Source organism: Microbacterium sp. A84 (assembly GCF_051842815.1).
Taxonomy (GTDB): Bacteria; Actinomycetota; Actinomycetes; order Actinomycetales; family Microbacteriaceae; genus Microbacterium.
On sequence record NZ_JBPXMS010000001.1, the window covers coordinates 1,474,211 to 1,489,720 of the forward strand.

The window sequence follows — 15,510 nt, forward strand, 5'->3', positions numbered from 1 at the left end:
GCGCTTCGCGCTGCGGTGCTCAGTCGCGGTCTGCCCCCACAAGGTGCGCGAAGGCGCTGAGTCGCCCCACTCCCTCTGGCGTGTACGGCAGGTCGTCCAGTAGCGCCGGCGAGTGGATCAGGTACGCCGCGACCTGAGCACGTGAGATCGCCACATTCAGCCGGTTCTGCAGCAGCAGGAACTCCGGACCGCGTGGCGCATCCCGGCCGCTCGACGCCGCAAGCGTCGTGATGGACACCGCGGCTTCCTTGCCCTGGAAATTGTCGACCGTACCCACGGGAACCCCGGCAAGACCCGCCGCCGCGAGTGCATCGATCACGAGCTGTTTCTGCGCGTTGTACGGCGCGACGACAATGAAGTCTGCCTCGATCAGTGGCCGGGGCGCCATCTCGGGGCCCATGTCAGTCAACTCGCGGCCGAGTAGTTCGCGCACAATCCTCACGACCTCGGCAGCCTCCTCGGCGGACTGCGTCGCGTTGCCACGGTGTCGCACGGAAACGACATGCAGCCCTGCCTCCACCCCATCGATCGCGCGTCGTTCCGTGCCGGGCGCTGACGCCAACTGCCCGGCGTAGGACAGCCGCGAGACCGGACCCGCGACTGCCGGATGCATCCGCCAGCTGTGATCGAGGAAGTATCCGTACTCCGGGCTGACGACGGCATCGCCGTCCATCACCCAACCGAGCGCCGAGGTGTTGACCGGCTCTGGGTGCGCGCCCTGGCTGACCTGCGGCAGCTGTTGCGGGTCACCGAGCAGCAGCAGGCGTTTCGCCCCCGCTGCGACGGCGATTGTGGATGCGAGCGAGAACTGGCCGGCCTCGTCGATCACGAGCAGATCGAGGCCGTGTCGCTCGACACGCCCGGTGTTACTGAAGTCCCAGGCGGTGCCGCCGACGACGACGCCCTGACCTTGGCGCTCGGAGAGGAACGACGCCATGCCGCTCTTCGGGATCATCGTATAGCTCGGTTCACTCCCCTTTTCCTTCGGCGCCTTCGCCACCTGTCCCGGTGGCACACCGTCGGCGACGACACGCTCCAGCAACGTCTCGATGATCGCGTGAGACTGCGCCACGACCCCGATCCGGAAGCCGTACTCGTTCACGAGCCGCGCGATCACACGTGAGCCCGTATAGGTCTTACCCGTTCCCGGAGGCCCCTGCACTGCGAGATAGCTGTGGTCGAGATCGAGGATGCCCCGCACGATCGCATCGATCGTGTCATCGCCGGCCGATGGAAGCCCCGCACCGGAGACCGTGCGCGGAGGGATGCGGCGCAGGATGTCGGTCGCCGCATCCGAGGGGAATGCCGGTGCCGCCTCGTGCACAGTGTCTGCCCATTCATCGATCGCGCCCTGCAGCGAGACGACACGCGGCGGTGCTGCCGGGGTCAACGCGACCGGGAACTCGTCCCAGGTCTGCCCGCTCACCGCAGTTTCGGTGATCACGTAGCCGTCGTCGAGTATCTCAGTCACGGTGATCGTGCGCGGCACGTGGACTGCGCGCGATGGCGCCTCCACATCGAAGGGAGCCGGGAACGGATACAACGAGAAGGGGTTCGACCCCTCACCGAGCGTCGTACCCGGCGAAATCTCACCGCGGATCTCGATGTCGCGAGACATGACGCGGCGGCCCTCTGCGACGCTCCAATCGCGTCGCAGCACGGACGCGGTGACATCCACCCGTACGACGTCACGGGTCTGATCCCACATCGACACCGGCTCACGCAGTCGCTGAAAATGCGACACCCAGAAGCTCTTCGCCTCACGCGGGTAGTAGTCGATCGCCGCCGCAGCGACGCGGTGTACTTCGCCGTCGCCGCCCGCCTCCACGTCACGCTCGGCATCCGCGAGCAGCGCGACCGAACGGTGCGATGGCTCATAGACCAGCTCGTCTGGCTCGTCAGGCGGCGCGGGGTTGACGCCCTTGTCCTTGGCAATCTCGATCAGCCAGTTACGCAGGCGCCGGGTCGAGACACAGTCGTAGCGGTTGTAATCAGCGAGGTCGGCGAGCACTGCCTCGGCGTCGGAAGTCTCCCCCGCAGCCAACAACTGGCGCGCGGCGACGTACTGCACGATCGAGTCGTCACCCTTTTGCACGTCGCTCGTGCGCACGTCCTCGCCCATGTAGAGCGGCTCAAGTTTCTTGATCGAATACGAGCGGGACCCGACGCGCACCGTCCGCAGCACGAGCGGGTACAGGTCGACGAACACGCCCTCGCGCAGCAGCTTGTCGACCTCGCCTTCACGGATGCCGTAGCGCGCCGCCATCGCGACAAGATGAGATGTCTCATACGGCGCGTAGTGGTAGATGTGCATGTCCGGGTGCGCGGCCCTTCGAACATTCACGAAGTCGAGGAACTGCTCGAGTGCATGCCTTTCATCGACAAAAGAGTGCGCCCACAGCGGCGTGTACTGATCTTCGTTGTCGACCCAGCCGAACAGATAGTCGATGCCCCACTGCGCGTTGCCGTCAGGCGCGGGTTCGGTATACAGCGGGTCACCTTCGAAGTCGAAGAAGATGTCACCCCGGCTCGGTCGTGGCAGATTGTGGATGGCCTGCGGGTAGTAGACGTCGAATGTCGGAGCATCATCGGCGTCGGCGCGCAGCTGCAGGCGCGCTTGAGCACGTAGCGACTCGAATGAGTCGACGTTCATTCCGTCAGGAGCATCCGTCGCTGCGGCGAGGTCATCGATCGTCTCGACACCGGCCGCACGCAGTCGCGCCCGCTGCGTCGGACGCATGCGAGCGACCATCAGCAGATCACGCGCAGCATCTACCTGCTCGGTGCACGTCGCGCATCGTCCGCACGCCGTGATGTCAAGGTCTCCCCTGCCATCGCCCCAGGCAAGCGGCACACCCGTTGCCCCCGCTGGTACGTCCCGATCCGCGATCACGGCACGCAGCCGAGTCCTTCGAACATGAAACAGCGGCAGCAGATCATCGACTGCATGCGTGCTGATCGTTCCGTCGCCGAGGATGAGGTCGACCCTGTCGGATCGCGGGATGCCGAGATCATCCAATTGGTCGACATATGCCGCCAGCTGCATGAGCGCCGTAACGCGCGCCGTGCGGGCCAGCTTGGAGTCTTGCACGCGCCAGCGGTCGTCGTCTTCGCGCAGCAGGAAATCCGCGAATCCGACGAATTCGTCGGTGGAGAACGCACCCTGGAACAGCACTTTGGCATCGGAGCGGAGAGCCTCCCCGGTCTCGGCGACGACCGCGGCGAGAGACGCCGGATCGGCCGATGACACCTTCGACACCTCGTACACAGCATCCGTACCGAAGCGTTCGCGGTAGGCCTCGAGCACCTTCAGTTCATGCGCATCACCGAGCTTTGCCGCACGAGCGAGTGTGGCATCCACCGGCTGTTCCACAGCAGGCACCCGCCCCAGCTTCGCGTCGATCGCCCGCGCCCAGGCGAACTCACACTCAGCGGCCGCCTTCAGGTCAGTGGCGCTGAAAATGACGCGTTGGGCATGGCTATCAATCCGCATGCTTCGAGATTAGCCGGGGCCTCGGACAGTCCTCACACCCGCACGAAATGCCCACCCGTTCGGGAGGAGAACGCACGCTCAGGCGGAGCCGATGGACGAAAAGCTCCTCCCGTAAGGGTGAAGTCCTCCCGAGCGGGCGGGGCAGGAGCGCCTCAGCGCCACCAGTCATCTGCAGGGCCGACCGGCAGGTGTCGCTTGTGCCGGGTGGCGAGGTACTTACCCTCAAGCCTGGCAACGACGTCAGCATCCACCGGCTTGCCCTCAAGGTAGTCGTCGATCTGCTCGTAGGTGAGCCCGAGCTCATCCTCGTCGGCGCGACCAGGCTGCCCATCAAGGAGGTCGGCCGTCGGCACCTTCATCCACAGCCGGTCCGGAGCGTTGAGCTCACGTAGCAAACTCTTGCCCTGGCGCTTGGTGAGACCAGCAAGGGGCAGGATGTCGGCGGCCCCATCACCGAACTTCGTGTAGAAACCGGTGATGGCCTCGGCCGCGTGGTCAGTACCGATGACGAGGCGAGAATCGTGTCCGGCGAGCGCATACTGCGTCACCATCCGGATGCGGGCCTTGATGTTGCCGCGGTTGAAGTCGGAGATGTCGGCGCCGGCCGCCTGCTCGATGTCCTTCTCAACACCGTCTACGCCGCCCTGAATATTGACTTCGACGGAGCGATCCGGCCCGATGAATGCCAGGGCAGCGTTCGCGTCATCCGCGTCATGCTGGATCTTGTACGGCAACCGCACCGCGGTGAAGTCGGCAACGCCGCCGCCCGCGCGCACGCGCTCGACGGCGAGCTGCGCCAGGCGTCCCGCGAGCGTGGAGTCCTGGCCCCCCGAGATGCCGAGCACAAAGCCCTTCGCGCCGGTGGCGACCAGGTAATCGACGAGAAACTGCACACGCCGTTCGATCTCGGCTGCCGGGTCGATGTCGGCCCGCACACCGAGAGTCTGCGCGATCTCCTGCTGAAGCGTCATGCGTCCAGTATCGCCCCTGCGTGTTACATCGCTGTGACGGAAGTGGAATATGGCCGCCCCAGATGCGCTTGACTCGAGTAGACGAAAGAAAGAGAGATTCCATGACCCTCCTCGGCCGTAGCGACCTCGATGTGTTCCCGCTTGCCCTCGGCGGCAATGTCTTCGGCTGGACCGCCGATCGCGATGCGTCGTTCCAAATTCTCGATGCTTTCCATGCCGGCGGTGGCAACTTCATCGATACGGCCGACGGATACAGTGCCTGGGTGCCGGGCAACAGCGGCGGCGAGAGCGAAACGATCATCGGAGAGTGGCTCGCCGCTCGGGGGCCCTCGGATGTCATCATCGCCACAAAGGTCAGCAGCCACCCGGAGTTCCGCGGTCTCTCGGCCAAGAACATCCGCGCCGCTGCCGAGGCATCGCTGAACCGTCTCGGCGTTGACACGATCGACCTCTACTACGCGCACTTCGATGACGCCGAGACTCCGCTCGAGGAGACGGTCGCGGCGTTCGGACAGCTCGTCACCGACGGCCTGGTGCGCCACACGGCCGTGTCGAACTACGCGGCAGACCGCATCCGCTCCTGGATCTCCCTCGCGCAGGATGCCGGCACTGCACTGCCCGTCGCCGTACAGCCGCACTACAACCTCGTGCACCGTAACGACATCGAGGAGAGCATCATCCCTGTCGCCCAGGAGTTCGGACTCAGCCTGGTTCCGTACTACGCACTGGCGAGCGGATTCCTCACCGGCAAGTACCGGTCAACGGATGCGACGGCTGTCGCGTCGGCACGCGCAGGCGGCGCCTCGAAGTACGCGACTGAACACGGCCTGCGCATCATCGGAGAGCTGGAGAGCATCGGCGCGGCCCACAATGCCTCGGTCACTTCGGTCGCTCTGGCGTGGCTGCGTGCTCAGTCGACCGTCGCCGCTCCCATCGCGAGCGCATCTCGGGTGGAGCAGGTGGCAGACCTGCTGGCCGGAGCAACGCTCGAGCTGGCCACGGAAGAGCTGCACGCTCTCGACGAGATTTCTGCCTGGATTCCCGCGAACGCGTGAAGTGAGTCCCGGCCGCTCCGCGTCAGGGGCGGATGCGGCTGGGCCCGCTGGCGGTCTGTTCTACCACCAACTGCGCGGGGATCTGCTCCTGCATCGACTCGACGTGGCTGATGATGCCAACGGTGCGCCCGCCAGAGCGCAGTTCGTCGAGCGTGCGCATGGCGATCTCGAGAGTGTCGGCGTCGAGGGACCCGAAGCCTTCATCGATGAAGAGCGTGTCGAGTTGGATGCCGCCGGCTCTCGCCGTAACGACCTCGGCGAGGCCGAGCGCCAGCGCGAGTGAGCTGAGGAAGGTCTCCCCTCCTGACAATGACTGCGCGGGACGCGTCTGCCCGGTGAACGCGTCGAAGACGACGATCCCGAGCCCGGATGCCGCGCCACGGGCCGCGAGCGCATCAGAGTGTTGCAGCTGGTAGCGTCCGGTTGACATGTCACTGAGGCGGCGGTTGGCTGCCCCCACGATCTCTTCGAGTTCGGCGGCGAGCACGAATGTCTCCAGCGTCATCTTGTGCGTATTTCCGGCGCGCCCGGCGATGGTGTCAGCGAGGCCCTTCAGCACCTCGAAGTCTGCCTGCTGCGCGGCGCTGCCAGCATACTCGGCCGCGGCGGAGTCGATGAGTGCGCCCAGCTGATCGACGGTGGTCTCCGCTCGCCCTCCCGCATCGATCGCGGCCCTCCACACCGTACGAGCGACAGCCGCCGATTCTTCCACCGCGCTGAGCTCGATCGGCTCCTCGGGAAGCGCCCGCATCTCCAGCGCCAGCAGCAGCTCGCGCTGCTTCTCACGCTGCACGGTGTGGCCAGTGATGCGCTCCTCCAGCCCTTGCTGCTCGGCTGCCGACCGCAGCGCCTCGCGTGCGGCATTGGCGCCGTCGAAATCGGATGCCGCGAGCGCGCGCGTCTGCTCCGCCGCGGCATCGGTGAGTGCCACCTCACGCCGGGCGCTCTCTTCGAGAGCATCCGCCAGCGCGTGGGCGGCCGCGACGTGCGCGGTGACCTCGGCGATGCGCTCGGCGACAGTGCCGAAGGATCCACGTGCTGCGGTGACGACAGTCTGCGCCTCAGCGCTGCGCTGGGCGATCAGGGCGAGCGTCTCGCGCGACTTCGCCAGTGCATCCGCCGCTGCTGCACGATCCTTCTCGAGCTGCACCGAACGCGCCGTAGCCTCGCCCAGCGCCGCAACCGCGGCGGCGAGTGCACCGACGGCTGCCTGTGCCGCGGCGTGCACGGCTGTCGCAGCGGCTACCTCGTCCTCTGCCGCAGCGACAGAGCGCTCTTCCGCCATGGCTGCGGCAGCGGCGAGATCGCGCTTCAGATCGGACACCCTGTCGAGCGCCTCACGATCGCCCTTTGCTGCGGTGTCGCGCACGCCTTCGGCCGCCTCGACGTCTTCCGGCGAGACGGGATCGCTGTGCTCGGCCGGTGAAGGATGCTCGGTCGCCCCACACACGCTGCAGGCCTCACCCGACACCAGTGCGGTCGCAAGTTCTCCGGCGAAGCCGTCCAGACGGCGGCGACGCAGCTGCGTGAGCGCGAGCTGCGCCTCATCGAGCACACTGCTGGCCGCGACGAGCGCGCGTTCGGCCTTGTCGAGGTCGCCTCGAAGCCGCTCGGCCCTCACTGCCGCGTCTCGGCGTGCCTTCGCGGCGTTCAGCGTTGTCTGCAGGTCATCGATGCGGTCGGCGCTGCGCCGCGCGGCGTCCCGCTGGGCGGTCAGCTCGGTGACCCGGGCGGGCAGTTCCGCCCGTTCCGTGTCGTGCGCGTCGACGAGAGCGGACGCTTCGGCGACCTGTTCCTCAGCGTCGGTCTGCTCCACAGCGAGAGCCGGGACACTCTGCTCGAGCTCGGCCGCGCGTTTCCACTCGCCGCTCTGGCTGGTCCGCTGCTCAGCCCATGTTTCCAGCGCCTCGGCGGTGACCCCGCCTAGTTCGATGTCAACGAGCTCGATTTCAGCGGAACCCCAGACCTCACGGGCTGCACGTTCGGCAATTTCGGCCTTCTCACGGTCGCTCGCGGCCCGCTCGGCGGCGTTGAGCGTTGCGCGCAGCGCCTCGGCCGTCCTCGCACGCTGCAGCGTCGTCCGTGCCGATGCGATCTCGGGTTCTTCGGCGTCGATTCGCTGCATCGCGACCCGGGCCGCGTCTCGATCCTGTTGCGCCTTGCGCTCCTCGCGTGCGCTGGTCAGGGCTACTTCCGCCGCGGTGTTTCTGGTCTCGGCTTCCGTGCTCTCGGCAGATCGGCGCTCGACCTGATACTCGGCCCGCTCGAGCGCGACGCGAAGTTGCTCGAGGCGCTCTGGGGTCGTTTCCGCAGTTACATCAACGGGCTCATGCTCGCCCCATAGCTCTGCAGCGGTCACCATCCGCTCCGCCTGCTGAAGGCCCGCGTTGACAGCGGCGAGGCGTCCGGAGAGCGCGTTCTCTGCCGTCTTACGGCGATCATCGAAACGGGACTGCACGTCTTCGAAGCGCTCTGTGCCGAATAGCCGTCGCAGCAGTGTCTGCCGCTCTTTACTGTCGGCGAGCAGGAACCGCGCGAACCTGTTCTGGGCGAGCAGGATCACCTGGAGGAACTGCTCACGGCTCAGCTGCAGAATCTCGTCGAGTTCGTGCCCGACCTCCCGCTCTTTCGCAGCCAGCGTGACCCAGCCGGCGTCGGTGAGAGTATCGAGCTGGACACCCGAAGCCTGCTTCGTCAATCCGCCACCGCGCTTCGCCGGCCGCATGTACTCCGGCGAGCGCGTCACCCGATATCTGCCAGCCGTCGTACTGAATTCGACGACGACTTCGCTGAGATCTTCCGGGTCGCAATGATCACTGCGCAGCCGTTTGTCGCCGCTCTCGTATCGTGGCACTCCCCCGTACAGGCCGAAGCAGACAGCATCCAGGATGCTCGACTTACCGGCGCCGGTACGCCCAGCGATGAGGAAGATACCGTCGTCGGCGAAGCTGTCGAAGTCGACGATCTGTCGTTCGCGGAACGGGCCGAACCCCTCGATTTCGAGGCTGTGGAGACGCACTAGACGAGAGCCTCGGCGACCACGCGCTCGTCGAGCACCTCACGAATGAGTTCGCTCTCACGCTCGCTCGGGCCCTGGCCAGCACGCACGTGCTCAAGGAACGCCTCAATGTGCTCGGTGTCAGTGACGGCGGATTCCAGCCGCGCAGCGTAGGAGCGCTCTACCCGCTCGGCACCACCGACAGGTGCATGCTGCACCATCGCGCAGTGCGGGAATTGTTCCTTCAGCCGCCGCATCGGTTCGGCCTGCGGCAGTACGTCGGTATAGACCGCACACACCCAGTCGTCGGCATGTGCCGCGATGTTGTCGTCGGAGAGGATCTCGTCAAGTGTTCCGGTGAGCGTGACGAGTCGGCGCGGCACTGGCAGTGCCAGCCACTCGGCCGACGCGAAGCCCGAGGCATCGAGATCGATCAGCCAAGAGCCGCGCTCCTTGTGCTGCTCGCCGAAGCTGTAGTGCAGCGGCGCTCCGGCGTACCGCACCCGTTCGCTCAGCGTCTGGCGCCCGTGGATGTGGCCGAGAGCGACGTAGTCCGGTCCGTCGAAGACGCTCAGCGGTACGACGTCGAGCCCGCCCTGGCGTACTTCGCGTTCGAGGCCGGCCGTGGCATCGACACCCGCCGCGAAGCAGTGCGCGATCGCGACGGAGCGACCCCCGCGCGACGCGATGCCTGCCCGTACCAGCGACATCGCATGCGCCATGGTCTGCGCCTGAGTGCGAAGCGGACGCCCTTCGGAGTCGTCGCTCGACGCCGACACCGGCCAGTACTGCCGCACGATCGCCGGCTCGAGGTAGGGGATGCCGTAGAAGTGCACCGGGCCGTCGGCATCGTCGACCGTGACCGGCTCGCCGATCGAAAGCGGGTCGGTCATCATGTGGATACCGTCGCGCAGCAGTCGCGCCTGGAACCCGAGTCGAGCCGCAGAATCGTGGTTGCCGCTCGTGACGATGACCTTTGCGCCGGTGTCGTGGAGAGCGGCGAGTGTGTCACCGAGCAGCGTGTACGCGGGGCCAGCCGGGGCCGAGGAGTCGAACACGTCTCCCGCGACGACCACCACGTCGACGGGGTTTTCGGTGACAGACAGCTCGCGCACCTGGGCGATCAGCGCACCAAAGACCTCGGCCAGCGCATCCATGGTCGAGTTGCCATGGAAGGTGCGGCCGATATGCCAGTCAGAGGTGTGCAGGATTCGCATATTTACACCGTACGGAGGGCCTCGGACATTACCGCCGAGGCCCGCCGCGGCATCCCAAGCGCGAGATTCAGTGCGCGAGACTCAGTGCGCGAGCGACAGCGTGTCGGTATCCGAGGAGACGGGCTTGTCGGCGGCGACCACAGCGTGCTGGGGCATCAGGTCTTCTTTGCGGCCGCGCACCATCGTGAACGCGACGACGGATGCCAGCACCATGGCGACCGCTGCGGCGAGGAACACTGCACCGTAGCCGTCCGTGAGTACGTCGAGTCCGACCTCGCCCTGCGCGTGACCACCGACGACGGCCGCATACACCGCGGTGAACACCGACAGCCCGACCGATCCGCCGATCTGCATCGCCGAGTTGGTGACTGCGGAGGCGATACCGGCGTCGTGCGGTGCCACGCCGGTGAGGGCGAGGTTCTGCAGCGGAATGAAGACGAACGCCATTCCGAGTCCCATGACCAGCAGCGCCGGGGCAACCTGGATGAAATAGTTGCCATCCGCGGTGATGAACGAGAGATATACGAGCGCCGCTGCGACCACGAGGGGTCCGCTGATGAGCATCAGGCGCGGACCGATCTGACCGAGCATCTTCGTCGCAACTCCGGCCAGCACCATGGTGCCCAGCGGCAGCGGCAGGCTGGCGACGCCGGCTTCGAGCGCGCCCATGCCGAGCACGATCTGCAGATGGAAGGTGAGGTACAGGGTCGCGCCGATCATGACGCTGCCGGCGACGGCCTGGATGAGGAAAGCCCCTCCGCGCACCTTGTTCGTGACCACACGTAACGGCAGCAGGGGGTTGGAAACCTTCGCCTGGACCCACACGAACACCGCGAGAAGAACGAGGCCGAGCACGATGAAGCCGATCGTGAGCGGGTTGGTCCAGCCGGTCTCCGCGAGGCTGAAGCCATACACGAACGACGCGAGGCCGGCAGTGACGAGCAGCGCGCCCCACAGGTCGTACCGCTTGTCGCCGGCAGCGCGGCTCTCGGTGAGGAACAGCGCACCACCGATGAAACCGACCGCACAGAAGAACAGGTTCACCAGCAGGCACCAGCGCCAGTCAAAGAACTCGGTGAGGAATCCACCGAGCACCATGCCGACGGCGGCCCCGGTGCCGGCGACCGTTCCGAAGACGGCGAAGGCGACGTTGCGCTCCTTGCCGGACGGGAACAGCGTCGTCAGCAGCGCGAGTGCGGCGGGCGCCAACATCGCGGCGAAGACACCCTGCAGGGCGCGTCCGAGGATCAGCTCCCACCCTGCGGCCGCTAGACCCGCATAGAGGGATGCCAGGGCAAAGCCGACCATGCCGACCATGAAGGTGCGCTTGCGACCCCAGTAGTCGGCGATACGTCCGCCGAGCAACAGCAGTGCTCCGAACGAGAGCGCGTAGGCAGTGACAACCCACTGGCGCAGGTGATCGTCCATTTCCAAGGCGATCTGAGCCTGCGGCAGGGCAATGTTGACGATGGTGCCGTCCAGGACAACGACGAGCTGAGTCAGAGAGATGACGAACAGGGCCCACCATTTGGCTTTGGGGTGGGCGCGCAGGGTCTGAGACATGAAAAAACCTCCGGTGTCTGATGAGGATGCCGGAGGTTTCAAGCCTCGGACCAGTTACCGTTCGGAAGCTGACCGCCTCAGCGAACGTTGCTGAGCAGAGTTCCATACTAACGCGCGTATTCCTGAGAATTTGAGACGGATGCCGCGCCACGGCGGCCGACCGGCATCACCGACGGTCCGATTCCGCGCCGGGACTGACCCGAATCCACCCCTCGCGCAGAACCGTCGCCCGGTCGGGGAGCACGGCCGACTGGGTCGCCGCGAGGATCGCGTCGTCACGCCACGCGGTGGGTCCTTCTCGCACGGTGAGGGACTGGTTCTCGCCGAGGGCCGCGACCAGCGGCAGCCGCACATCGCCCGGATCGATCAGCACCGGCCCCACTCGCACCGCCGGTACGAGTTCGTCCAACGCGGGCGTGAACCATCCACGCTGCAGCTGCACCCGACCCTGCGGGACGATCCCGCTCGTGAAGTGCACGGCGGCACCGGGCGTCATCAGCAGTGTCAGCATCCGCGGGACACCCGGATGCACGATGAGCTCGGTCTCCGACGAGACGTACTCGTGCGTGATCGGCTCGACACCGGTCGGATCAACGACGACCCCCCAGCCCTGAAGGAATCCCTTGCCGTGCCCGGCGGGCGATGCGGCGTTCAGGATCGCCTTGTCGACGAGATGTACGCGCGAGTAGTCATCGTCAACGAACCAGGCCACGAGCCCGTCGTCGGGTCGGCTGAGCGCACCAAGGCGCACCGGGACACCATCCTGCGAGAGATCGGCGTATGCCGCGCGACGAGCGGATGCCTCATCCTCCGACAGCGCGAGAGACGACGTGTCATCGAGCAGGTCGACGCTGACGACCGCGCGAACGACGGCGAGCGGCGCACCGACGATCGACGCCAGCTGGGCGGACCCGGCGCCGGCGTTGCCGTCCACCGTCCACAGCGTCGTGTCGATAGAGCGCAGCAGGGCGGCGAGCGCCGATTCGGCATCGGGCGTGGCTCGCTCGGACCCTCGGGCCGCAGCATCCGCGACGACGATTCCGGTGGCGAACCGGCCGAGCACATGCTCGTCGGCAAGCAGACCGACCGAGGGCGCGGCATCCGCCGGTACCGGGCGACCGGGAGCGGGCTCCCAGATGACGCCACCGCCAGAGGATCCGATCTGACCGGTGACCAGAAGCTCGCCGAGCGCGGTCGCATCCGGACCGAACACCTCGATCGATTCATCGACGTGATCCGGCAGCAGGAACCCGCATACGGGACTCACCTGCGCCGAGGCATCCGACTCGTCGATGCGGGCATCCCTCGCCCCGTCGACGCCGGTCGACTCCGCACCGACGAACCGCACGCGCACCCGGGTCGGCGGGGTGAACCGCGGCGCCCGCAGCATCGCACCCGCACCCGAACTGGCGCTGGCACCGGCACCGGCCTCGAGCCGGGCCGGAACGATCGCCGACTGCGGGTCGAGGTCGAGCACGCGCCCGTAGGTGTCCACGACGCGCAGCCCCGTGACGCGTACCGCACCGCCCAGCAGCAGGACCGGATCCTCTGCACTTTCCAGGAGGACCTCGCCGTCGGCATCCGTCGCCTGGAATGCCCTCTCGAGGAGCCCCAGCATCCTTCGTCGGACACCATCGAGAGACGCACCGAGCAGATCGGCGCTCGCCCCCAAATTGCGCAGCAATCCCAGCGCGCCCACGAGCTCATCGTCGGTGAGGGCCTTCTTGTCCGCATCGCGCGTGCGCTCCTCCTTGAGGTACTGCCCGATGCTGTCGCCGAGTGCGTGCGCGACGCCGGTGGTCAGCGGCACCCGGGCGACGGCCGTGCGCACGACGTCGCCCGAGGGCCCCTCAACGGCGGTGAAGTCATGCGACCCGAGATCCCATCCGGCAAAGCCGGGACGGCCCTCGACATCGACGCGGTACTCGAGCCACAGCGGACACCAGGGCTGCGCCCACGCCGTGATCCCGACCGGTGAGGGGGAGGTACCTCCCAGCACCGATTGATACAGCAGCCCCTGCGTCACCTGCTCGCGCACGCGGGGGTCGGCGGTGTCGAGCTTCGCGCTTACCGAGACGGCATCGCCCGTGTACGCACCCGACTCGTCATAGCGCAGCAGCAGCTCCGCCTCGAAGCGCCGCTCGTAGGCGCGGACCACTTTCGCGTCGGGTCCTCTCCGCCCCTTCGGCGCGGTCTTCTCCGCAGCGCGCTGCGCGAGCCACCCGGAGGCGAAGTCGCTGAGCAGCAGTGCTTCTCTTGCGAGCGCCGTAGTCTCGGCGGGGATCGCACCGGAGGCCAGAGGCGCGAGCACCTCGGATCCCGCCAGCACGTCCTTGTAGTGGTCAGAGATCAGGCTGGGCGAGCGCACCTTCAGCCGCCCGTCGTCGAGCCACGCGCCATCTCCGCCGTGACGCGGAAAGCGCCCGGCGCCTCGCACCAGCAGATAAGGGTCGGATGCCTGGAAGAACGGCGGTTCTGGCCGCACCTCTGTGCGCACCCTCGGGGCCGCAGCCGCCTTCCGCGCGGCGGATCCCGCTTGATGCTCGGCACCGGCCGCCTGCTGGAATGCCGCGGACTGCGCCGCCGCGATCGGCAACGCCGCATGCGCGACATCGGCGTGCACGCTGTAGGGCGAGCTCTTGTACGCGCCCGCGACCGTGGCCGTCTGGGCGGCGTCGCCCACACCGATGGGCGAGCCCTTTTTATACCCGCCGACGAAGTACAGCGAACTCTGGTCTGCGGTGATCTTGTACGAGTCGGCTTTCTTGATGCCGGCGAAGACACCCGAGCGCACCGTGCCGATACGCCGCCCCTGGTCGTTCAGCGGCACCGCGCCGTCGACGAGCCGGTCTGTGACTCCGGGGAACGGCGATGCGACGGTCTCGAACCCACCGGAATGAAGACCCTCGTCGATCTCAGCAGCCCCCGCCGGGTCATCGAGATCGGTGAGCCTGCCGCGGATGAACGCCTCAACGAGCTCTTCGAAAAGTTCACGCTCCTCGCCCACAGCTGCCGGTGCCAGTGAGCGTACGGCGAGCGCCCCCAGCGCATCGGAGAGTGAAGAGCCGAGTGCGATCGAAACGCGCTCGGCGGACGGACGCTGTTCTGCCGGTGCCACTCGCTCGCGGGCACCCTCGACGAGAGCGGGTACGCCGATGACTGCCCCATGCAGCAGCGTGGAGGCCTCCGGCCGCGGTGGATTCGCCGGACGGATGTGCTGGGCATCGGCGATGCCCAACCCGGCGAGCAGCGAGGGCGAGACCGACACCCCCTTGTACCGGAAGGCGGAAGCGGAGTCCGAGACGACACTCGCGCCCGAGCTCGGTGTTCCGGTGGAGGTGCTTGCGGCGCCGGTCGGCACAGCAGAATGGTTGGGCGCCGCCTGTTCTACCAGCTTCCATTTCAGTGCGGTGAGCCGGCGACCGCGAGCCGCCGTGCCGTGAATCCCGTCGAGCGGGTCGAGATCAGCATCCGCCCACCAGCCGACGACAAGGTATGTGGCACGTCCGCCCACTGGCCCACCTGCCACGGTGCCGCCGAGCGTCGCATCTCTGGCGAGGTCGTCCTGCGAATCGTGGAAGGTGAAGCGTCCCCGCGCGGCGTCGTAGGCGGCCGTCCAGGTGAGCGTGCCGCCCGAGGTGCCGTTGAGAGTGCCCGCCGCCACGGATTCAGTGTCGGCGGGCGCGGGCGCACCGCTCTCACCCAGCGGCCAGACCGCCCCGGTGAGCGCGTCGACAGCCCAGGATTGTGTGACAGCCTTCGTCCCCGTCGCCGGTACGAGGATCCGTGTGATGACCCACCGGTCCGGCAACGGAGCCATTCCAAGGTCGCGGGCGGCGGGCGCGCCATCCGATGCCCGCCCCTTCATCAACGCGTCGGGCATCGCCCAATGCAGGTGGATGCCCGTCTCGCGCGGCGCCGGCTCATCGAACGGGTCGGACCCCGTCAGCGCCGTGCGTTTGACGTCAGATTCCGCGTCAGCCGGAACGGCCCTCCCCGGCGTCAGCGGGCCATCCAGGCGCACGCCGGCCGAGTCCGGATCATCGCCCAGCACCACGAGCGCCTGCACATCGATCGGCACGCAGACGCGCGGTTCGCGCAGCAGCTCGTTATCCCAGTCGACAGCCTGGGCGAGGTCGCCACCCCAGCGCTGAGCGAGGGAGAACTCGGGTGCACCGAGAATCTTTCTGGCCTTGTCCGGGTCGTAGATCAT

Annotated in this window: 7 protein-coding genes; 1 reads left to right on the forward strand and 6 read right to left on the reverse strand. The window is 67.1% G+C overall.

The annotated features are described in order from the left end of the window. Positions 1–19: 19 nt before the first annotated feature. The gene (locus tag ACSU04_RS07230; protein ID WP_439288904.1) at positions 20–3,493 is read right to left on the reverse strand and encodes a TM0106 family RecB-like putative nuclease; all 3,474 of its coding nucleotides are present in this window, start codon (positions 3,491–3,493) and stop codon (positions 20–22) included. A 152-nt stretch (positions 3,494–3,645) separates the two neighbouring features. Further along, entirely contained in the window at positions 3,646–4,464 is an 819-nt protein-coding gene (nadE, locus tag ACSU04_RS07235) for an ammonia-dependent NAD(+) synthetase (RefSeq protein ID WP_439288905.1), read from the reverse strand. Between the two features lie 101 nt (positions 4,465–4,565). Here nadE and ACSU04_RS07240 point away from each other — a divergent pair, with 101 nt between their 5' ends. After that, entirely contained in the window at positions 4,566–5,519 is a 954-nt protein-coding gene (locus ACSU04_RS07240; protein ID WP_439288906.1) for an aldo/keto reductase, read from the forward strand. Between the two features lie 22 nt (positions 5,520–5,541). Here the strand turns inward: ACSU04_RS07240 and ACSU04_RS07245 are convergent, their stop codons facing one another. The 4 genes from ACSU04_RS07245 to ACSU04_RS07260 form a co-directional block, all read right to left on the reverse strand. After that, entirely contained in the window at positions 5,542–8,538 is a 2,997-nt protein-coding gene (locus ACSU04_RS07245; RefSeq protein ID WP_439288907.1) for an AAA family ATPase, read from the reverse strand. After that, positions 8,538–9,734 carry an exonuclease SbcCD subunit D gene (locus tag ACSU04_RS07250; protein ID WP_439288908.1) on the reverse strand — a complete coding sequence of 399 codons (1,197 nt, stop codon included), beginning with the start codon at positions 9,732–9,734 and terminating at the stop codon, positions 8,538–8,540. The genes ACSU04_RS07245 and ACSU04_RS07250 overlap by 1 nt, the downstream gene beginning before the upstream one ends. 81 nt (positions 9,735–9,815) lie before the next feature. Further along, on the reverse strand, positions 9,816–11,297 hold the full coding sequence (locus ACSU04_RS07255; protein ID WP_439281420.1) for an MFS transporter: 1,482 nt from the start codon (positions 11,295–11,297) through the stop codon (positions 9,816–9,818). A gap of 166 nt (positions 11,298–11,463) precedes the next feature. Then, the gene (locus ACSU04_RS07260; RefSeq protein ID WP_439288909.1) at positions 11,464–15,510 is read right to left on the reverse strand and encodes a hypothetical protein; all 4,047 of its coding nucleotides are present in this window, start codon (positions 15,508–15,510) and stop codon (positions 11,464–11,466) included.

Excerpts from the sequence above, each read along its gene's own strand:
- ACSU04_RS07230 (WP_439288904.1), bottom strand. The coding sequence starts at position 3,493 with ATGCGGATTGATAGCCATGCCCAACGCGTCATTTTCAGCGCCACTGAC.
- nadE (WP_439288905.1), bottom strand. The coding sequence starts at position 4,464 with ATGACGCTTCAGCAGGAGATCGCGCAGACTCTCGGTGTGCGGGCCGAC.
- ACSU04_RS07250 (WP_439288908.1), bottom strand. The coding sequence starts at position 9,734 with ATGCGAATCCTGCACACCTCTGACTGGCATATCGGCCGCACCTTCCAT.
- ACSU04_RS07260 (WP_439288909.1), bottom strand. The coding sequence starts at position 15,510 with ATGATCTACGACCCGGACAAGGCCAGAAAGATTCTCGGTGCACCCGAG.
- ACSU04_RS07255 (WP_439281420.1), bottom strand. The coding sequence starts at position 11,297 with ATGTCTCAGACCCTGCGCGCCCACCCCAAAGCCAAATGGTGGGCCCTG.
- ACSU04_RS07240 (WP_439288906.1), top strand. The coding sequence starts at position 4,566 with ATGACCCTCCTCGGCCGTAGCGACCTCGATGTGTTCCCGCTTGCCCTC.